The 20,896-nt window shown below is 33.0% G+C and carries 17 protein-coding genes and 2 tRNA genes; 7 read left to right on the plus strand and 12 right to left on the minus strand.

Annotation, left to right across the window (positions count from 1 at the left end):
• Positions 1-94: 94 nt before the first annotated feature.
• Positions 95-574 (plus strand): CYTH domain-containing protein, encoded by a 480-nt coding sequence (locus tag LI_RS06070; RefSeq protein ID WP_011527193.1) that lies wholly within the window; start codon positions 95-97, stop codon positions 572-574.
• Here LI_RS06070 and LI_RS06075 read toward each other — a convergent pair.
• The 5 genes from LI_RS06075 to LI_RS06095 all read right to left on the minus strand — a co-directional run bounded on the left by LI_RS06075 (position 571) and on the right by LI_RS06095 (position 6,740).
• The gene (locus tag LI_RS06075) at positions 571-1,353 is read right to left on the minus strand and encodes a ComF family protein (protein ID WP_011527194.1); all 783 of its coding nucleotides are present in this window, start codon (positions 1,351-1,353) and stop codon (positions 571-573) included. The two genes, LI_RS06070 and LI_RS06075, sit on opposite strands and share 4 nt — an antisense overlap.
• Positions 1,354-1,358: 5 nt before the next feature.
• Entirely contained in the window at positions 1,359-1,955 is a 597-nt protein-coding gene (locus LI_RS06080) for a flavodoxin family protein (RefSeq protein WP_011527195.1), read from the minus strand.
• 75 nt (positions 1,956-2,030) lie between these two features.
• A complete protein-coding gene (gene argF, locus LI_RS06085) occupies positions 2,031-2,933 on the minus strand; it encodes an ornithine carbamoyltransferase (protein WP_011527196.1) in 903 nt (300 codons plus the stop codon).
• Between the two features lie 143 nt (positions 2,934-3,076).
• A complete protein-coding gene (locus LI_RS06090) occupies positions 3,077-4,966 on the minus strand; it encodes a SurA N-terminal domain-containing protein (RefSeq protein WP_011527197.1) in 1,890 nt (629 codons plus the stop codon).
• Between the two features lie 295 nt (positions 4,967-5,261).
• Positions 5,262-6,740 (minus strand): sigma-54-dependent transcriptional regulator, encoded by a 1,479-nt coding sequence (locus LI_RS06095; protein ID WP_011527198.1) that lies wholly within the window; start codon positions 6,738-6,740, stop codon positions 5,262-5,264.
• Positions 6,741-7,169: 429 nt separating this feature from the next.
• On the opposite strand from LI_RS06095, the gene hcp reads away from it, so the two are divergent.
• The 3 genes from hcp to LI_RS06110 all read left to right on the plus strand — a co-directional run bounded on the left by hcp (position 7,170) and on the right by LI_RS06110 (position 10,910).
• Complete coding sequence (hcp, locus tag LI_RS06100) at positions 7,170-8,783, plus strand: hydroxylamine reductase (protein WP_011527199.1); 1,614 nt, start codon at positions 7,170-7,172, stop codon at positions 8,781-8,783.
• Positions 8,784-9,092: 309 nt separating this feature from the next.
• The gene (locus tag LI_RS06105) at positions 9,093-10,052 is read left to right on the plus strand and encodes a chemotaxis protein (protein ID WP_011527200.1); all 960 of its coding nucleotides are present in this window, start codon (positions 9,093-9,095) and stop codon (positions 10,050-10,052) included.
• A gap of 39 nt (positions 10,053-10,091) precedes the next feature.
• On the plus strand, positions 10,092-10,910 hold the full coding sequence (locus LI_RS06110) for an LpxI family protein (protein WP_015353822.1): 819 nt from the start codon (positions 10,092-10,094) through the stop codon (positions 10,908-10,910).
• A 134-nt stretch (positions 10,911-11,044) separates the two neighbouring features.
• Here LI_RS06110 and gap read toward each other — a convergent pair whose 3' ends face one another.
• From gap to LI_RS06140, 6 genes are all read right to left on the minus strand, one after another.
• A complete protein-coding gene (gene gap / locus LI_RS06115) occupies positions 11,045-12,061 on the minus strand; it encodes a type I glyceraldehyde-3-phosphate dehydrogenase (RefSeq protein WP_011527202.1) in 1,017 nt (338 codons plus the stop codon).
• Positions 12,062-12,383: 322 nt separating this feature from the next.
• Positions 12,384-13,220 carry a pyrroline-5-carboxylate reductase gene (gene proC / locus LI_RS06120; RefSeq protein ID WP_011527203.1) on the minus strand — a complete coding sequence of 279 codons (837 nt, stop codon included), beginning with the start codon at positions 13,218-13,220 and terminating at the stop codon, positions 12,384-12,386.
• Positions 13,220-13,636 (minus strand): nucleoside-diphosphate kinase, encoded by a 417-nt coding sequence (gene ndk / locus LI_RS06125; RefSeq protein WP_011527204.1) that lies wholly within the window; start codon positions 13,634-13,636, stop codon positions 13,220-13,222. Before ndk ends, proC begins: the two co-directional genes overlap by 1 nt.
• A 29-nt stretch (positions 13,637-13,665) precedes the next feature.
• Positions 13,666-14,937: a divergent polysaccharide deacetylase family protein gene (locus tag LI_RS06130; protein WP_015353823.1), complete on the minus strand. Its 1,272-nt coding sequence runs from the start codon at positions 14,935-14,937 to the stop codon at positions 13,666-13,668.
• Positions 14,938-15,308: 371 nt separating this feature from the next.
• A complete protein-coding gene (locus LI_RS06135; RefSeq protein ID WP_011527206.1) occupies positions 15,309-16,637 on the minus strand; it encodes a S41 family peptidase in 1,329 nt (442 codons plus the stop codon).
• Between the two features lie 67 nt (positions 16,638-16,704).
• A complete protein-coding gene (locus LI_RS06140; protein WP_011527207.1) occupies positions 16,705-17,385 on the minus strand; it encodes an endonuclease III domain-containing protein in 681 nt (226 codons plus the stop codon).
• A gap of 101 nt (positions 17,386-17,486) precedes the next feature.
• On the opposite strand from LI_RS06140, the gene LI_RS06145 reads away from it, so the two are divergent.
• Together LI_RS06145 and LI_RS06150 are read left to right on the plus strand one after the other, a co-directional pair.
• Positions 17,487-17,562 (plus strand) — tRNA-Val (locus LI_RS06145).
• A gap of 155 nt (positions 17,563-17,717) precedes the next feature.
• Positions 17,718-17,794: transfer RNA gene (locus LI_RS06150), tRNA-Asp, on the plus strand.
• 34 nt (positions 17,795-17,828) lie between these two features.
• Here LI_RS06150 and LI_RS06155 read toward each other — a convergent pair.
• Complete coding sequence (locus LI_RS06155) at positions 17,829-20,183, minus strand: heavy metal translocating P-type ATPase (RefSeq protein WP_011527208.1); 2,355 nt, start codon at positions 20,181-20,183, stop codon at positions 17,829-17,831.
• A gap of 201 nt (positions 20,184-20,384) precedes the next feature.
• Here LI_RS06155 and LI_RS06160 point away from each other — a divergent pair, with 201 nt between their 5' ends.
• A complete protein-coding gene (locus tag LI_RS06160; RefSeq protein WP_011527209.1) occupies positions 20,385-20,846 on the plus strand; it encodes a tRNA (cytidine(34)-2'-O)-methyltransferase in 462 nt (153 codons plus the stop codon).
• The last annotated feature ends 50 nt before the right edge of the window (positions 20,847-20,896 follow it).

Genomic DNA, 20,896 nt, shown 5'->3' on the forward strand with positions numbered 1-20,896 from the left:
CATAATAAATAAAAAACCCCATTAATTGGGGTTTTTATTTCTAATCTTATTAATAGTTTCACAGCTACCTTCATTGTAGTGGATGAAAAGAGATATGTATCTTGAGATAGAGCGAAAATTTTTAGTGATAGGTGATGACTGGAAGTGCAATAATTCTGCAGTATTATTTAAACAGGGTTATATACAGACCTCTCCATGTGTTGTGCGTGTACGTATAGAAGGGGTAAAAAGCTATTTAACTATTAAAAAACAGATAGAAGGGATTAGCCGATGCGAATTTGAATATCCTATCCCTATGGATGACGCACTCTATTTACTTAACAATCTTTGTAAAAAGCCATTCATTTCTAAGCATAGATATACTGTTTTTTATGAAGGTATTCAATGGGTTATAGATGAATTTTTAGATGAAAATAAAGGACTTATTATTGCTGAAGTAGAGCTTAAAATAAAGGATCAATCTATTATACTACCTTCATGGGTTGGACAAGAAGTAAGTAATGATCCCCGATATTATAATAGTAATTTAGTACAATTTCCATTCTCTCAGTGGAGCTTATCAGAAAAGAGTTAAACTTTTTTAAGGGATAAAGAAGGTGTTCTTGCAATTATACAAACATCAATAGCTTGAGTATGCTGTTTTAATAAAGCTTTTGTAGCTTGTTGTAGAGTTGTTCCTGTAGTCATTATATCATCAATAAGTAGAATACGTAATCCTTTTACACCTGGATCTGCTTGGAATGCGTTTTTAATGTTAAGAAGACGTTGTGTCTGTGATAACCCTGTTTGATGGGATGTAGGTATAACACGACTTAAGAGGTCATGCCTAAGTGGCCTTTTTAAAGCATAAGAAACAGGCCTAGCTAACTCTTGGCATTGATTAAAACCTCTTTTGTGTAATCGAGAAGGATGTAATGGCATAGGAATAATAGCATCTGGAGTAGGAAGTTTTAAGCAACATTCAGCAAGTAGTATCCCTAATAGTTGAGTGATACTTGGATTCCCTTTAAATTTAGATTGGATAAGAAGTTTTTTATACTCGCCTTCATAGGCATTTAAAAAATAGAAATGTTCCCAGCTTGGTGGATTTTTAAGACAATTATTACAAGGAGTAATAGGTGACTGTTTATCTTTATTAAGTTCTCCACATGATGGGCAATAACCTTTTGTGCGTGGTTGTAATAGATATCTGCACTGTAAACAAAGTTTTTTCTTTTTATTTAAACTGTTATTTATTTTTGGTTGTTGTATTTTAATAGAATGATTAGTTTGCACAAATGGTATATGACATAAGGTACATCGCTTTTCATACCTTATTGTATTTATAATTGAATATAGAAACTTAAACTTCATTTTTCTTAACTTAATTTAGATTGAATTATTTTGGCAAATGAAGACACTTGAGCTTGAGCTTCATTAGAGTGTGAAAAATCATGAGGTCCATCAAGATCACGTAGAAGCAGTGTATCACAAAGAGAAAAACCTATACATTGGAAAAAGCATTTTAAGATTAATAAAGTTGCCTCAAATACACGCTCGCCTTTATTTCTTGCTGCAATAAGAGTAACAAAAGCTGGTTTTAAAAAAGGATTATTAGGAATTGGTTCATATAAGGTATAATTTGAGTTATTCCAATACTTTTGAGACCTATCAATAAAGCTTTTGAGTTGTGCAGGTGGGCCATAGAAAAAAATTGGTGAAGCAATAATAAGTGTACTTGCAGCACGGATTTTATCAAATAGCCAACCTACTTCATCATTTGCTTCAAGAAAACATTGATCTGGATGTGTTATACAGAATCCACAAGAGATGCAAGGTCTAATAGATAAAGAACGTAATGGGATGATTTCTATAGGAAGTAGGACATCATTTAATTCTTTAAAAAGAGCTGCTCCTATTGAGTCTGTATTTCCATTTGCTCTAGGACTACATGTAAGTAGGATAATATTAGACATGCTCTTTCTCTACGGTTATCTGTTAATCATAATTTTTTATTTATGATATATGGTTTTTATTGATTTATTTGTAGCTTATTGAAAGATCCATTCTAATAGTGCTTTTTGCATATGAAGCCTATTTTCTGCTTGATCCCACACAAGAGACTTTTCGCTTTCTATGACTTGATCAGAAACTTCTTCTCCTCTATGTGCTGGAAGACAGTGAAGAAATTTTACGCTTGGCGTTGCTTGGTTCATTAGTGTGTTATCTACACAGAAATCTTTAAAGTCTTCTATACGTTTTTTACATTCTTTTTCTTGCCCCATAGATGTCCATACATCTGTGTAAATATAATGAGCATCTTTTACAGCTAGCAGTGGATTATTTGTAATTGATATTTTTGCATTATTTTTTTGAGCAAAATCAATAAGTTCTTTGTTTGGTTCATATCCTTTAGGTGTAGCTATTGTAAGTTTAAAGGGAAAGTACATAGATGCTTCTATCCATGAGTTGAGTACATTATTACCATCACCAACCCATGTTATATTGATATTTGCAATATCTGAAGTTTGCTCGTATATAGTAAGAAGATCTGCCATTACTTGGCATGGATGACCATGATCAGTAAGTGCATTAATAATAGGAATAGAGCCTAGTTGTATTAGCTCATAAAGTCTTTTTTGTTCAAAGGTTCTTATAATTATACAGTCTACATACCTAGAAAGTACACGGATAGTATCTTTTAAAGGTTCTTCTCGTCCAATTTGGGTTTCATTAGGTGTTAGAAAAATAGTAGTACCTCCAAGTTGGCGTACAGCAACTTCAAAAGAAACACGAGTCCTTGTAGATGCTTTTTCAAAAAGGAGGGCAGCTACTTTCCCCTGCATACATTGATATGGATTAGTTTTGTGATCTTTCATTTCTTTTGCACGTAGAAGAAGTTCCCATGCTTTTGACTGTCCAAGATCAGCTATTGTTATAAAGTGATTTATCATATGTAGCTTGTTGATATAGGTAAATTAAATAAGAAGAAATGTAATCAACCTCTTTAATAATTAATAAATAACGTTAAGATAGAGCTCTAAGTGAAAGTATTATATTTTTTATAATCTTTTTTTAAAGTTAACGTTAGTATTAACTAATTTATAATTTTTTCTTCTTTGATAGTTATTTTTGCTTGTTTCTCAAGCATAGTTAAGAAACCTTTAAACATCTGTTCACGTTTTGACTTTACAATTGCTGACATAAACGCTTCTTTTATGTTATCCCATTGTTCTTTTGATGGATACACAACTTCTTTTGAGACATAAGCAATCAGGACACCCTGTTCAACTGTATAAGGTGTTGTAAGCCAGCTGCCTGGTGTTGCTTTAAAGGTATCGGGAACTAGTTGTGGGTTCTTCAAGTTTTCAATGGTTGCTGAACGTATTATTGCTGGGCTAGTTTTTAAATTTTTAGCTACTGCTGGTGGGATAGATGAATTTTTTAATATAGTAAGCTGTTCTTCTGCTGCTTTCATGGCTAACTCGTTAGCTTTTTGTTTTTTTAATAGACTACTAATTTGATTTTCTACCACTTCGATTGATTTTATTGATTCAGGTTTTATATCTTTTACTTTAATGATAACATATCCTGTTTTAGTAATAAGCGGATTTTCTAATATAGTCCCAGGGCTAACATGAGTTAACTTAGAGAGCTCATCAGGTTTAGCCAGTTCAAGTTGGCTTGCTATATCTTTTATAGGGAATAAACCTGTAGATATGGGGGAAAGATTATAGGGTTTTCCTGCTTCTGTAAGACTTTTATTTTCTATAAGAGCAAGTTGAACATTTTCAAGGACATCTTGAAGTTCTATTGATGCTTTATCTTCTGCTAAACGTTGTTGAATCGTTTTTGAAACTTCATCAAAACTTTTTATTTCTTCAGGCTTTTTATCGATTAATTTAATAATATGATAACCTACAGGTGTTTGAATAGGTTGTGATATTTCTCCAGGTGTTAATGAAAATGCAACGTCAGCAAAAGCAGGTACAGCTTGTTCATATGTAAACCATCCTAGATCTCCTCCATTTTGAGCAACATTATCTTGAGAGAATTTTTTGGCTACACTTGAAAAGTCCTCGCCTTTTTTTATTGCATTGGCTGCTTGGTTAATTTTTTCTTGGGCTTTTTTTAGAACTTCAGGTTCACTATTTTCTGGTGCAAAGACTACAATATGTTGAGCATGAATTTGTTCAGGGGATTTAAAGTCTTCTTTATGTTTTTGATAGTATTCAGAGACAGTTGTGTCATCAATTGTTTGATTATTAGCTAAAGATCTTGGGGTAATAAGAAGATATTCTAAATTAAGTTCTGTAGGTGTTTTAAATTGTTCTGATGATTCATTATAAAATTTAGCTACTTCATCTGCTGATATATTTACCTTGTTAAGGTAGTCCTCTGTGGGAAAAAGTAGGTATTGGATAGTACGTGTAGCACTTTCATACATATATACGTCATAAGCTTCAGTAGGAGAAATATAAGCTCCTGCCGTAATTTCTTGTTGGATTTTATTTATAAGGAGATTTGTACGTATTTGTGATTCAAAGTGTCCAGGGGTGTCATTTCGTTCTTTAAGAAATTGTAAATAAATAGCAGGATCAAATTTACCTTCAGTATTATGAAAGGCAGGAAAGGATTCAATAGTTTTTCTTAATTCTATTGGTGTAATAATAAGACCTATACGATTTGCTTCTTGCAATACTAAAGTTTCAAGGATTAACTGTTGTGTGGCTAATTGTTTAATTCGAAATGTATTGATTTCTGCAGCAGAGATAGTAGGAAAATTTTGTCGTATATTTTGTTCTATTTCTTCACAACGTTTTTGAAGTTCTTGTATTGTAATAGACTGGCCATTTACAGAAACGACTTCTACTTCTGGTCCTCCTGAGAGAGTGCCAATACCCCAAAATATAAAGACAATAATAATTAATCCAAAAGCTATTTTGACCCCCCAAGATTGGGCATTTGATCGAATGAAGTCTAACATAATATCTCCACAAAGTGTATTTTCTGCATACAGTTCATCTTAATTTATTATAAATTAACGATTTGAAGTTTTAAATAAAATTTTTATTATTCATTTAGCGAATTATCTTTTATTTTAATTATAGTGCTTAAATATTATTCTATAATAGAATTAGTTAGTCTACAGAAGTAACATAACAAGTACATCTGTAATTTAAGTTATCTAATAGATATACCTGGAAATAATTTTTGGATCAAGTTAGATATTTATACTATGTTATTTCTATTGTCTATCCTTACTGTAAAGTAAAGATAAACTAAATAGTAAAACCTTGTTCTTTGTATTCATTCAGCTTATTTCTTAAAGTACGTATAGAGATCCCAAGTAGTTCAGCTGCTTGAGTTCTATTTCCAGATGTTGCTTCTAGGCCTTTTATAATCATTAGTCTTTCCATTTCATGAAGTGGAATAACGGCATTAGGGAATACAGAAGAAGTGGTAGTAGCAGTGGTAGATTTTGATTGTGGATGTGTTTGGAGCGCTTGTGTAGTATTAGATATAGTAATAACTTCAGGTATTATAGACTCTGTTTGTTGCTCTAGCGGAACTTCATCAAAAAGAGGCCATTCTTCAGTTTCAAGGAGAAAATGATTAGGGGTGATTAATCCTCCTCCAGCAAGAAGAACAGCTCGTTCCATAAGGTTTTGTAATTCACGAACATTTCCTGGCCAATTATGATTTTTTAGCCAGGTAGTAGCTTCTTGGGATAATTTTGTTGGTTTAAGATGATATTCTTTTGTATACATATTAATAAAGAAATTAGCAAGTTCAAGAATATCATCTCCACGCTCGGCTAGTGATGGAAGACGTAGTGGAATCACATTAAGTCTAAAAAAGAGATCTTGACGAAATTTGCCTTCATCTACCCATTTCTCCATATCTCTATTGGTGGTAGCAAGAACACGAACATCAACTTTAATTGTTTCTGTACCACCAACACGATCAATCTCACCCTCTTGTAATACACGTAGAAGTTTTGATTGAAGAGCAAGATCCATTTCTGAAATTTCATCTAGTAAAATTGTTCCTCCAGAAGCCAGTTCAAACTTGCCAAGTTTTCGTGCAATGGCTCCAGTGAAAGAACCTTTTTCATGACCAAAGAGTTCGCTTTCTAAAAGATGTTCTGGTAATGCAGCACAGTTAACTGCAATGAATGGCCCTTTACTTCGGTTACTCCAAGCATGAAGTGTACGTGCAAACATTTCTTTACCTGTTCCTGACTCTCCAGATATTAATACTGATGCCTTAGAAGGAGCTACTTGCTTTGCTAGTGCAAGGACACGTCGTATAGCAGGATTGCTTCCAATAATAGTAGGTGCACTAGAAAGATCTTCTGGCTTATGACCATCAAGAGTTGACTTTGAAGGTAGTGGGGTTAGTTTATATGATTTTTGGAGAACAGTTTTAATTTTTTCTGTGGAAAGTGGTTCTAGCCAATAGTCTTGAGCACCTAAAGTCATAAGGCGTTCAGCTTCTTCTGTAGTTCCCTTGTCTGTGGTAACCACAATAGGTGGAAATTTTGGATCTTCTTTAGCAATATTAAAAAGCTCCTCTACTTTATACCCAGGAAGTGTAGGTCGTGAAATTATGATATCTGGACGTGATTTTTTTATTGCAGCAGAAGCACTGTTTATATTTTCAGCAAGGCTCACTTCTATTCCAGAATCTCGCAATTCTGGGAAGATGCGAGTAATGATATGTGATGGTGCAAGAAAAAGAATATGTTGTTTCATCATTGCTTGAAAGCTTATTAGCTAACTATTACAGGGTATAGAATATAATAGCACATTAAAGAGTTATAGTAAAAAGATTAAGAATTATTTATATTAATATATATATTATGTAATTATGTAGTATATTCACCTATCTTTTTTTATTAGTTATATATGTTATTATTATAATTATACACTATAATTAAATAGATAAATTATATACTATAATTAAATACATAATCTGAAATAGTATATTGAAGTAATTTTAACATATCTACTTTATAAATAATAACTGCTCAATAATTATGGATAAACATACTTTTGTACTTGACTGAATGTAAAAATACATGTGAATATCCTTTTAAGAATTATTATTAAATTATAACATATATACATAGAGTCGTTGTTGTGGTGTATTAAATATCAGATGATTTAAGCTTTAAGGATATAATTATGAAGTGTAATCAGTGTGAACAAACAGCAGCTAATGATTCCTGCACTAATATTGGTGTTTGTGGTAAAACAGATAATGTGAGTCATCTTCAAGATGTATTAATTTATGCATTGAGACGGTTAGCACATGCAGCACTTTCTGCAAGAGCTAAGGGAATTATTGTTCCTGAAATAGATTTTTTTACTGTTCAGGCATTATTCATTACTCTTACAAATGTAAATTTTGATCCTAATGTTATTGAGAGGTTTATCGAACAAGCTATAATAAATCGAAAAACATTTGCTCAATTAAGAGGTTGTAAAATTGATAATAGTACACGTCCTATAGAAGAAGTAAAATCTATGATGAGTATGCCTACAGGAATTGATGATTTTCATAAAGACAAAAATAACTGTTCGGCTATGCAAATGCTCCTTTATGGACTTAAAGGAACTTCTGCTTATGCATACCATGCTGCAGTCCTTGGTAAAGACGATCCAAATCTATATGAGTTTATTTATGAAGGGTTAGCAGCAGGTTTCCCGGATCGAGAGGGGAATATTGATAAGGAGCGAACACTTAGTGATTGGATGGATTTGGTTCTGCGTTGTGGAAAGAGTAACTTACGTGCTATGGAACTTTTAGAATCTGGGAATGTTGAATCTTTTGGTGTACCTACATCTACAAAAGTTTCTCTTGGTCAAAAAAAAGGAAAAGCTATTTTGGTTTCTGGTCATGATCTGAAAGATCTTTATGATCTTTTATGTCAGACAGAAGGAACTGGTATTAACATTTATACACATGGAGAAATGCTTCCAGCACATGGCTATCCAAAATTACATGCATTTACACATCTTGTAGGCCATTATGGTACTGCCTGGCAAAATCAGCATAAAGAAATATCTTTATTCCCAGGGCCTGTTCTATTTACAACAAATTGTATTCAGAATCCCAAAGAATATATTGAAAATGTTTTTACTTCAGGTGTCACAGGCTGGCCAGGTGTGCAGCATTGTAAAGATGGTGATTACTCTAAGCTTATTGAGCGTGCAAAGGAACTTCCAGGTTTTTCTGAAGATGTTCCAGGAAAAGAGCTCTTAACAGGATTTGGTAAGCAATCTCTACTTGATGCTGCACCTGTTATCCTTGATTCAATTAAGTCTGGAGTCCTTCAACATATCTTTTTAGTTGGTGGTTGTGATGGTGCAAAACCTGGACGTAATTATTACTCAGAATTTGTTGAAAAAGCGCCAGATAATACAGTAGTATTAACTCTTGGTTGTGGAAAATTTCGTTTTTTTGACAAAGATCTTGGAATGATAGGTTCTCTTCCTAGACTAATAGATATGGGACAATGTAATGATGCTTATGCTGCACTTCAGGTTGTTACAGCTCTTGCAGAAATTCTTGACTGTGGAGTGAATGACTTACCTGTTTCTCTTGTGTTATCTTGGTATGAGCAGAAAGCAGTTAGTATTTTATTAACATTATTAGCCGCAGGAGTTAAAGGTATTCGATTAGGACCTAGTCTTCCATCTTTTGTTTCAGAAGATATTTTACAATTGCTGGTTAAGGAATGGGGAATTGCTCCTATTACAACACCAGATAAAGATATTGCTTTATTAATGCAGTAAGATATTATAGAATGTATTATATGTTATAATATATTAATGTATAACTATGAGTAAGTTATATTGATAGAGTCTCTTGCAAAAGAGACTCTGTTCATTTATTTTTATTATGTATTTACTATTGAACTACTACAAATTGTAATTATAGTTATATAAGAGTTATAATTTGATAGTTATATATAAAAAGTATAAAAAAGCTAATCTATTTATATATTGACATATATATTTTATATATTGACATATATACAATGATAAATTTTTTGTTTGTTTTTATAGTATGATCTAGTAGTTTTTCTTTATCTAGGAGGGACTATGGCACAAACAAATATTTTACTTGAAACTGGAACAAATGAGCTTGAAATAGTTGAGTTCTACATTGATGAGCCGGACTATAGAGGCTATTATGGCATAAATGTAGCTAAGGTTGTTGAAATTATTAGAGAACAGCCTGTCACAGCTATGCCAGAAATGCGTCATCCATCAGTAATGGGTGCATTTTTATATCGTAATGGCCGAGTCGTTCCTCTTATTGATCTATCTGTATACTTAGGTGGTGCACCAATTAAAAATACAGATTCACGGGTCATTATTACAGAATTTAATATGGTTATGAACAGTTTCATTGTGAGTGGTGTAAACCGTATCCATCGATTAAGTTGGCTTGATATTGAGCCACCTGGGAAATTTATCCAAACAATGAGTCAGAGTTCTATCACAGGCGTAGTTAAGATGGATGATAGAGTAGTTTTTATTTTAGATCTTGAAGCAATTGTTGCAGAATTACATCCATCTTTAGCTATTCGTATGGATGAAACTTCTGATCATGATGTACCTGAACATCCATATAAAATTCTTCATGCAGATGATTCTGCTAGTATTCGTAAGTTAATTTACTCTCTTTTAGGAAAAGAAGGACGCTTTGAAGTAACACAAGCTGTAGATGGTCAAGGTGCTTGGGATTTATTAATGAAATATCGTGATGAAGCTATAGCAGAAGATAGACCTATTACTGATTTTATAGAAGGTGTTATCACAGATATTGAAATGCCAAATTTAGATGGTTTAACCTTGTGTAAACAAATAAAAGAAGATAGCGTATTAAAAGTGATTCCTGTGGCTGTATTTTCTTCCTTAATCAATAATAGCTTAATTGCAAAGTGTAAAAAAGTAGGAGCTGACGCACAATTTGCTAAACCAGATCTTCAATCTTTAAGTGATAGTATGTATAGTCTTATTAAATCTAAAGAGTTAGAGCTTTCTCGTAAAATATGACAAGAAGCTATCTTTTTTGTGCGTTTTTGAATATATATTATGAATGAAGTGTTAGGAGTTATTGCGGGTAGTGGACAGTTCCCATTTATGGTTGTGAAGGGAGCTCAAGAGAAAGGCTATAAAGTTATTGTTTGTGGTTTTCATGGACATACAGATAGCAAGTTAGAAGATATTGCAGATCATTTTGAAATGATGCCATTAGGCCAATTTAATAGGTTGATCCGTTTTTTTCGTAGATCAGGTGTTATTGAATTATGTATGGCTGGAGCAATAAATAAACCTCGAGCACTACAAGTTAGACCAGATTTTAGAGCTTTTCGTTTATACTTTTCGCTTTGCAGGAAAGGAGATGATGCCTTATTTCGAACAATTATAAAGGAGTTTGAAAAAGAAGGTTTTTTGATGGTTTCTCCTTCAACTTTTGTCCCTTTTTTACATTGTCCTCCTGGGGTTTTATCTAATAAACAACCTGATAAAGATATATTAGCTGAAATAAGTTATGGCTGGCCTATTGCAACTAGTTTAGGAAGATTTGATATAGGTCAACTAATAGTTGTAAAACAGCAAATGGTTATAGCTATAGAATGCTTAGAAGGCACTAACGCAACTCTACAAAGAGGTGCTGAACTTGGAGGGAAAAACTGTGTGGCTATTAAAATAGCTAAGCCTATTCAAGATGAGAGAGTAGATTTACCAGCAATTGGTCTTGAAACTATTCATTTATTAGTAAAATATCAGTTTAAATGCATTGCTGTTTCAGCAGAAAAAACATTATTTTTTGATATGCCTGAAGCCTTAACATTAGCTAATAAACATAAATTATGTGTTATGTCTTTATCTGACACAGATATTAGGTAGATTTATAATAGGTTATAGTTATATTATTTAATGCTTAATAGAAAGAGAGACAAAGAAAATTTAAACTATCCCATCAGAAAAAAGTGAAGTTACAGTCTGACAGGATAGTTATATTCTAATTATTAAAAAGGAGATTATAAACCTTTTGTACGTAAAAAGTTAGATAAATCAGCAACTCTACAAGAATAGCCCCACTCATTATCATACCAAGAAATAACTTTAGCAAGATTATCTGTTTGAACTATTGTATATTCTTCTTCTACAATAGAAGAGTGAGAATCTCCTTTAAAATCCATGGATACAAGTGGAGTTCTATTATAGGCCATAATACCTTTGAGGTAGGTATTAGATGCTTCTTCTAATGCCTTGCGGATTGTTTCAGTGTCTGAATTTTTCTTTAATATAGCAGTGAAATCGACAATGGATACTGTTGGTGTAGGCACACGTAATGACCAGCCTGTAAATTTTCCTTTTAATTCTGGAATAACTTTAGCTACAGCTTGTGCTGCACCTGTAGATGTAGGGATAATATTGCAAGCTGCAGCACGAGCACGACGTAAATCTTTATGTGGTAGATCAAGAATACGTTGGTCGTTTGTATAAGAATGAACAGTTGTCATTGTTCCAGATTCAATACCAAAATGTTTTTCAAGAACAAGGGCTATTGGTGCTAGACAATTTGTTGTGCATGAGGCATTAGAGATAATATTATCCTTAGTTGGATCATACATATCTTGGTTTACACCCATAACAATCATAATATCTTCACCTTTTGTTGGAGCTGTAATAATAACTTTTTTGGCTCCATTATTAAGGTGTACTCTAGCTTGGTCTGCAGTTTTGAAAATTCCTGTTGATTCTATAACAATATCAACACCAAGACTTGCCCAAGGAAGGTTTGTTGGATCTTTTTCTGCAAGACATTGAATAGTCCAGTCACCAATAATAACTGTATTACCATTAATATTTGCATTTAAGTTAGCTCTTCCATAGTTAGTATCATATTCAAGAAGATGAAAGTTAGTATTTGTATCATAAAGATCATTAACAGCAACAACTTCTAGTTGTTCTTTATACATAGTATAAATTGCTTTAAATGTTTGTCTTCCTATACGGCCAAATCCATTAATAGCTATCCGTGTTTTACTCATTATTTACTCCTTCCTTATAACATAAGTAATGGGTAGTATACAGTTAGAGAGAGGTAATAGTACTGCAGAATTTTTTTTAATGCTACTACTATGAGACAATGAACTTATATTTGAGCTACTAATTAATTTTGTTTGTAAATTGTTATACAATATAGCTCTATTATATAAAAAATAAGATAACTATATAATACTAATTAGGTATATTTTATAACTGTAATTAATTTTTAAATAACAATATGTTATTGTGATAATTAAGTTGCTACAGTTAGCTTTAAGTATAACTTTTATTTTGTAACATTTATTATTTTATTCAATTATTATTTTATTCAATGAATTCCAGTTGTTTTTCTTTTTTATAGGCTGTGAGAATAGCATCTATGATATTTCCTCTTATAGCAGTTCTATCCATATGGTTTATAGCTGCAATAGTAATACCCCCAGGAGAACAAACTTGTTCACGCAATAAAGCAGGATGGTTTCCAGGTTGAGTTGCTAATTTGGCTGAACCATTAAGAAGTTCACTTACCATATAAATAGACTGTTGACGGGGGAATCCTAGTGTTACAGCTGCTTCAACTAATGCATCCATAAAGTGGAAAACATATGCAGGGCCACATCCAATAAGAGCTGTAAAAGCACTAAATTGCTTTTCTGGCAAAATTATTGGTAATCCAATAAGAGAAAATAGATCAATGACACTTTGTGATTGCTCATTAGAAAGTTTTGGATCTTCTAAGCAAAGAGCAAAGATTCCTGATCCAACAAGCGCAGGCGTATTTGGCATTACTCTAATAACAGGACAGAAGGATTCAACTGCTTCTGTAAGCATTATTTGTGTGATACCTGCTGCAAGTGAAATAATAATATGACCTGGTCTTAAGAACGGTAAACATTCTTTTAAAATAGGAACTACAGCAGAAGGTTTTGTTCCTAATATGATGATATCATTTTGTTGGATAAGGTTAGGTATAGTGTCAATAGATTGAACTCCTTTTTCCTCAAGAGGTGCTAATTTTTCAGGTGTCCTATTGTAACCAGAAAGGATAAGACCATTATCAGGGTGTGCCATTGGTACAAGGCTAGATAGAATAGCACTACCCATGGTTCCACAACCAATACAGCCAACTCGGACACCAACAAGAGAATCTTGACAGAGCATTACCGTATCCTTTCAAAGGCATTAAAAAAATAATTAATCTCTATTATTGCATTTTCATCAGAATCAGAACCATGGACAGCATTTTCCATTAAACTAATTGCAAAAGATTTTCGAATAGTTCCTTCCTGTGCATTTTGAGGATTTGTTGCTCCCATTAGTTCTCTATAGCGAGTAACAGCATTTTCTCCTGTTAATATAAGACTAACAATAGGGCCAGAGATCATGTAATCAACAAGTTCATTAAAAAATGGGCGTTCACGGTGTACACTATAAAATCCTTCAGCTTGTTGACGATTCATTTGTAACATTTTCATAGCTGAAATATAAAAGTCATTTTTTTCAATCATGTTAATAATAGCACCAATGAGATTTCTTTGAACAGCGTCAGGCTTAATTAGAGCAAATGTGTGTTGCATAATTATGAATTCCTTTAGTAAGTTAAAAATTATTTTTTAGAAAAGTAGTCTGATTTGACTGTTTCTATATAGATAGGTTGATATCTTAGTGGTACAATATGGATAGAGGTATCCCTCAATGAAATCCATTTTTTTAAGGCAGATATAGTTTCTGGATAAGGATGCCCAATAACAATAGCTTGTCCTTTTTCAATAGCATATTTCTCAGCTTTTTTTAATTGGTTTAATATAGATGATTCAGTATGATGTCCATGGTCAATAAAATGCGTTCGATAGTAAGCTGGTAATCCTTTTCCCTTAGCTATATTATAAAATGAGGATGAAGGATGTGTTTTACTATCTAAGACAAAGAGACCTTTTGATGCAAGAATTTTACATACAGTATGATTTCCTTTCTCATTACATGTGAAACACGATCCCATATGGTTATTGAGTCCTGAAGCATATGGAATTTTTTCAATATTTTTACAAAGTATGTTTGAAATTTCTTCAGCAGACATTTTTGTATGTATTTCTCCAGGCCCTGCTGAGACATACGGTGACTGTATAGATTCCATTGGTTGATGTATAAGAACCTCATTTCCTGTACTATGCGTAAGCATGGCGATAGATTTAGCATAGTGAGTATGTGGCAAAATTGAAAGTGTAATAGGAAAGTCAAGCTTAATAAGCTGATTAGCAGCTTCTATGCTTTCACCAATGTCATCTATTACAATAGTTATTCTAGGTTTTTCATCTATAGGGCATTGTATAAACTTTTCACCAGTGGGAATAAAAATAAGTTCATGAGTGGTAATTTCATTTATAGAAAGTTTATAGATGTGTTCTGAGCATGCTCTAAGTTTTATTTCGTCTGCCCAAGCTTCTAAATTTTCTTGTAAATTAGTAACAAAATATTCTACACTATGTGGCAAAAAGATTTTTATTTGTTGAAATCGGTATGTTTCATTTTTATTATGATAGTATTTTGTTAATAAAGGGTAAACTCTATCCTTATGGATATCTAGTCGGATAAATGTTTGCATAAGAGCAAAATCTGTTTGTCGTATCCTATTGGTAAGTGAAGTTGTGGCTTTTTCTTGATAAGGTAAGTCAGTGTGTAGGAAAGACTCCCTATAGGATTGTCCTTTTGGGATTTTTAATGTTGAAAGAGTTTTTTTAGGACTTTCAAGTGATGTGATCTTATCTGGTTGAAAAAAATGTAATGTGGTAGAAATAAGTTGATAAGAAATATACCCAGTGGATAAAATAACTGCAGTAAGTAAGGATATAAGACCAGACCCTAAAATGGTACGTGCCATATGAGGGTAGGGCTGTAGTAAATATATACTATGCTTAGAAAAATATTTGCTAAGTCTTGAAGACATTGCGTCATATATTTTTACATTGCAAATAATAACTAAAATTATAGCAATGAGATTAATTTGTTATAATATATTATAAAAGTTTACTAGTTTTATTCAACTTATTATATGCTAACTGAACTGTATCTGTTATAAAATTTATTTTTGCCGTATAGTATATATCATGTCAATAAGATTATCTAGTCTTAAAGATAAAGTGTTTTTTTATTAAAAAATTAATTTAGATAAAAATAAATTTGTGAGTATCGTTAGTGAGTACTGAGTATAGTCACACATTTTTTATTAATTAGGTTATAGTTATTGTACAGTTATTGAATTTGGCGAAATTTTGGTAAAGTTTTCACTAGTTGTAACCCCATTCGAAGTTGATTATCTTTATTTAAAAATTCTTTAACTTCTGGTAAAGGTTCTTTTTTGTTTTGTTCAGATTTTTGATTATTTTTAGTGTTCTTCTCTTCTTTTGTATTAGAAGTATTTTTTTCCAAATGTTTACGTAAATCTTGCTCTCTCATCATATGAAGAGGGTTTTGTGTTTGTGTAGCTACTGGATTTGGATCAAAAGGAAGTTCAATATCTGGTTGAATACCTTCAGCTTGGATAGATCTTCCTGAAGGCGTGTAATAGAGTGCTACTGTTAACTTAAGACCAGTTTCATCTGCAAGAGGGACAATATTCTGGACAGAACCTTTACCAAATGTGCGTTCGCCAACGATTAAAGCACGTTTATGATCTCCAAGAGCTCCTGCAACAATTTCTGATGCAGAAGCAGAGCCTGCATTTACCAATACAACGATTGGAGCAGTGATATCACTTGTATTATTGGTTGCTTTAAATTCTTTACTGCTTTCTTCCATTCTCCCTCTAATAGAAACAATTGTTCCTTCTTTAAGGAAGACATCTGTGACACTAATTGCTTGTTCAAGAAGACCTCCAGGATTACTTCTTAGGTCAAGAACAATACCTTGGATAGGCCCTTTTTTAGAGGCGGCTTTAAGTACTTCATTTAATTCTGAGGTGGTTCTTTCACTGAATCGACTAATTCGAACCCAATAGTAACCAGGTTCAAGTTCTCTTGATTTAATACTAATGAGTGGAATAGTCTCTCTTTTTATTTTTATAGTTGTTGGCTCTTTAGCATCCTTATGGAGAATAGTCAGTTCTACTTCTGTTTTTTTAGGCCCACGTATAAGAGATGCAGCCTCTTGTAAGGACATTTCTGAAGTTGGACGTCCATTTACAGCTAAAATATAATCTCCAGCTTTGATTCCTGCTTTGTCTGCAGGAGTATCATCAATAGGAGCTACTACTGTAAGGTGATTATTCTCTTGTGTGATTTCAATACCAATACCACAAAATTCTCCAGAGGTAGCTTCTTGCATCTCTTTAAATTCTTCTTCTGTAAGTAAAGTAGAGTGTGGGTCAAGGCTTTGAAGCATACCTTTTAGAGCACCATCAACAAGTTCTTTGCGTGGAACTTCTTTAACATAATAGCGTTCAACAATGTCTAAAACTTGGCTGAAGCGTTTAAGTGCATCAAATTTATCTGAGTCAGATACAGCAGCAATAACACAACTTCCACCAATAAAAAGGATACTACCTGTTAAAATAAGGGCAGCTACCCGTAACCACACACGCATAGACTCCTCCAAGCAGAATAATGAAAAATAAGATTAGCTATAAATAGTTAAAAAAGCAATGTGTGACCTAACAATTTAAGCAAATATCGTTTAATTCAAACAGAGGGCACTGGGAGCAAAGGGGAGTTTTTTTATGACACCAATGCTTGCATGTTCGGACAATGAGAGCATGATATTCATTAAAAAGTTGAAGATGACATGGAAGGTTTTCTAAAAATAATGAGCGGATATCTTCATAACTAGCTGTTGGTTGAATTAGCTTATGTCTACTTAATATACGTTTTGTGTAGGAATCTACAACAAAACTGGGCTTGTTTAATGCATAAAGTAAAATAGAATCTGCTGTTTCTGGCCCAACACCATGGACTAAAAGGAGTTTTTTTCTTAAATGTTGAAGGGAGATATCTTTAAGTTTTTCAAAAGAAAAAGAACAAGATGATGCAAAAAATTGTAGGATAGCTTTTAGTCGCTTTGTTTTTATATTAAAAAATCCTGCTGGTTTAATAAGATTAGAAAGTTCACTATCTGTAAGTGTAAGTATTTTATTTCCATCATGGAGGACACCTGCATTTCGGAGGTTGCAGAGAGCCTTTTCTACATTGGTCCATACAGTATTTTGTGTTAAAATAGCTCCAATAATAACTTCAAGAGTAGTTTCAGCTGGCCACCAACCACTAGCTTGTAATTTATTTAATAATTTTTCGTATATTTCTATTAAGATAGCTTGATAGTTTATTTCAGGGTTCATAATGTATTTTTAGAATATTACTTTTATTTTAGATAGTATTATCTTCAGTTTTTTCAGTTGACAGGATAGTAAGGTAGAACGTAGATCCGTTTTTGTATATAGGGCAGTTAGCTCAGTTGGTAGAGCATCGCTTTCACATGGCGGGGGCCACAGGTTCAAGTCCTGTACTGCCCACCATAATAAATACAAAGAAGAGTGATTACCTATTGATATATATGTAATAATTTTTTTTACTAGTCTAGTGTTAATAAAAAAATAAAAAAATTATAAAAATAGTTGCAAGTAATGGATATTTTTTATATAAGCACATTTCGATATTTATAGGCTATATTGGAGCGGTAGTTAAGGTGGTTATAACGCCGGCTTGTCACGCCGGAGGCCGAGGGTTCGAGTCCCTTCCGCTCCGCCAATTTTTTTAATTTCATTTATCTTTTATTTTCTAGTTAAGATGGTGTAAATTTTTTCAGTCGTAATGCATTAAGGACGACAGATATAGATGAAAGTGCCATTGCAAGACCAGCTAGCATAGGTGAAAGTAAAGGCCCACCAAAGAGTTTTAATATACCTGCAGCGATTGGTATACATATTATATTATAACCAAATGCCCAAAAAAGATTTTGTCGAATATTCCTAAGAGTAGCACGGCTCAATAAGAGTGCCGAAACTAAGCCAGATAGTGGATGATTTGTTGATAAAGAATTAAGAAGAACAATATCACTTGTTTCAATTGCTATATCTATTCCACTTCCTATGGCTATTCCTACATCAGCCTTAGCAAGAGCTGGTGCATCATTAATACCATCACCAACCATTCCAACACGAAATCCTTTATTTTTAAGTTCTTGGATAGCATAAGCTTTCCCTTCTGGCATTACATCAGCAATAACTTCATTCAGGTGTAAATGATTAGCAACTATTTGAGCTGTTTGTTTACTATCACCTGTAAGCATAATTGTACGGATTCCCATATGCTGTAATTGTTCTGTTACACTATTACTTTCTTCTCGAATAGGATCAGTTACTGCAATTATCCCTGAAAACTGTCCATTTATAGCTACAAGTAAAGATATAAAGCTTTGTCCTGCAAATTCTTCAAGGGTTGTTATTCCTACTTTATTGTCTAAAGAAATATGATGTTCTTCAAGGAATGTTTTGTTACCAACTAAAACAGTTATAGATTCTGTCTTCACTTGAAGTTCTCCACGTACTCCTCGACCAGGATAGGACATAAAGTTTATAACAGGGTAAAGTACAAGGCCATGTTTATGTGCAGCTCTCACAATAGCATCTGCTAAAGGATGTTCTGATACAGCTTCTAATGAGGCTGTTATACGAAGAAGTTCATTATCTGGCATTGTTTTTAGGGGAACTGTATGAATAAGGTGTGGTTTTCCTTCTGTAAGTGTTCCTGTTTTATCAAAAACAATAGTATCAAGATCTGCTGCATATTCAAGTGCTGCACCAGATTTAATAAGAAGTCCTAATTGTGCCCCTCTTCCTGTGGCAATCATAATTGACATAGGAGTTGCTAATCCTAAAGCACAAGGGCAAGATATTACAAGTACAGTCATAACAATACGGATAGAATCTGCAATAGATGTATCGCCAAGTAACAACCATGTAAGTCCACTTACTAAAGCTATAGCTATAACTACTGGTACAAAGATAAGACTTATTTGGTCTGTTATACGAGATATTGGTGCTTTAGAACCTTGTGCTTCACGAACTAGGCGTATAATGTGTGCTAACGCTGTATTAAGTCCAACTTTTTCTGCATGCATAAGAAACATGCCTGAAAGGTTTATAGTACCACCAATAACTTTGTCTCCTACAGTTACAAAAACAGGCATAGATTCACCTGTAAGCATTGAAGTATTAATGCTTGAAGAGCCTTTTAATATTTTCCCATCTACAGGAACTTTTGAGCCAGGACGCACTTGAACAATATCTCCTACTTTTATATTGCTAAGAGGCACTTCCTCAAAAGATTCTTCTTGATCAGATAGAGAAGAAAGGCGTAATGCTGTTTCTGGAACTAAGTTCATTAATCGGCTTATTGCATCTGACATCCTGAAGCGTGAGAGCATTTCAAAATATTTTCCTAAAGAAATGAGTGTAATAAGGACAACTGCTGTTTCATAATAGAGACTAGGTTCAGTATAATAGTTTCCAAAGCTTATTTCTATTGTGGACCATATACTATAGATTATAGCAGCGCTAGTACTAAGAGCAACAAGTGTATCCATATTAGGACTCATTTTCCAGAGCCTTGAGAATCCTATAAGGTAAAAATATCTACCTGACCAAATTACAGGAATAGTTAATAAAAGTTGTGCAATAGCATTATTTAGAGGATATGTTTTAGGATTAACAAATACAGGGACAGGAACTCCCCACATTGGTCCCATTGAAATGAAGAGAACTAGTATAGTAAAAAAGAATTCTATAATAAGGCGTTGTTTGAGTTCCTCTAAGTAATGAGAGATGGATTCTTGTTGAAGAATCCATGTTTTTTGTTCAGCAAGATCTTCTGCTAAGTAGTTAGCAATAAAACCAGTTTTTTCTGTTTCAGAAATGACTTCTTGAATAAGCTTTTTTATATTAGCTTCAGGGATTGGAATAACTGTTGCCATTGAATTATTAAGGCTTACAGTAACAGATTGTATTTCAGGAATATTACCTAATGTACGCTCAAGCCTTGAAGAACATGAGGTACAACTCATGCCTTTGACAATAAAGTTCAATGTCTGTTGTTTAGACACAGTTAGCTCCAACAGTATTAGGTTGCTATGCAACATGTTATAAGCAAGAACAAAATATTTCTTGTATTGTTTATAATAGTTATAATAATTTTATTATTTCATCACCTTATGTATTAAGATTTTCTATTTTTGTTGTATATAAGTCTAGACTAGTATATCGTCTACCAGTTATTATAAATTTTAGATCTAAATATTTCTGTAATAGTTTTACCAGTAATATGTGTTAGTAAGTAGATTATGCATATTCTTCTTTATCAACCTGAGATACCTCCAAATACCGGTAATATTGCCAGGTTATGTGCAGCAACACATACACCTCTCCATCTTATAGAACCTTTAGGGTTTAAGCTAGAAGATAGATATTTAAAGAGGGCAGGTCTTGATTATTGGAAACATGTAATATTAAAAGTTTGGCCTCAACTAGATGATTATTTACTTTCAGATGGATTAGGACGACGGCTTGTTATAACAAGCGCACGTGGAGGGGTAGCTGTACATCAATTTATGTTTTCTGCAGATGATACTCTTGTTTTTGGTCGTGAAACAGCAGGATTACCTAAAGATTTAATGGATCAATATGAACATAAAGTGCGTATTCCTATATATAGTACAGTCAGAAGTCTAAATCTTTCTACAGCAGCAGGTATTATTTTATATCAAGCACTATCTATAACTGGTATGCTTACTAAGATAAGTTGATCTTACATTATAAAAATTTATAACTGTAATAGGTTATAGTTAATTTAGAA

The organism is Lawsonia intracellularis PHE/MN1-00, from assembly GCF_000055945.1.
In the GTDB taxonomy this organism is placed as follows: Bacteria; Desulfobacterota; Desulfovibrionia; order Desulfovibrionales; family Desulfovibrionaceae; genus Bilophila; species Bilophila intracellularis.